Raw genomic sequence first — 644 nt, forward strand, 5'->3', positions numbered from 1 at the left:
CATCCCAATGTGGGCTGTAGAAATAGTAGTTGAAGTAGAAGTTATCCAGTCCTACTCCGGTAAACGGGTGGTGGAGTGCCATTTTGAAAGCCGCTTCCCATGCGTACAAACGACCCATCGCTGATGCGTCGATACCATCTTCTGCTGCGCCGCCGGATTCACGCCCCGAAATCCCAGCAAAAGCATATAAGGCTAAAGCCGCAACCGCCCCAAGAACCAAAACCAAGGTTTTGCTTTTGATGTGTTTAAAGGCGAAGTAAGCAAACACGGAGAGCGATCCCAACAAACCGCCACGGCTTTGTGTTTGTATCACTGCGAAAAACAGGATAAAGCAGGTGATAAGCGCGAAGAGTCGTAATAGGGTCGGCGAGCGTTTTTCCATCAATTGACTAACGGTAAAGGCGAGAGGAAACATCAACACGAGTGCCAAGTCGTTAGGGTCGCCCAGCACTGAACCAATGGAACGCCCAATCGACACGCGAGTGCCTTCGACTAAATCAATGCCGTTCGCTGCGTTGTTAAGCGCGACTAACCCAATCAACATGCCGGCGATGATGATCGCTTTGGACATTTGAGCAAGCTGTTGAGGTTTGGTGATCAGCCAAGTGATCGCCAAGGTCATCACAATGATTTTCCAATACGTA

General features: G+C 49.7%; 1 protein-coding gene. It reads right to left on the reverse strand.

From position 1 onward, the window contains the following. Nucleotides 1–644: O-antigen ligase family protein (locus R7E38_RS23040; protein ID WP_318082162.1), on the reverse strand; the 644-nt coding region annotated here is incomplete at both ends.

Origin of the sequence: Vibrio sp. Vb2131, from assembly GCF_033338535.1 — a bacterium.
GTDB classification, from domain to species: domain Bacteria; phylum Pseudomonadota; class Gammaproteobacteria; order Enterobacterales; family Vibrionaceae; genus Vibrio; species Vibrio alginolyticus.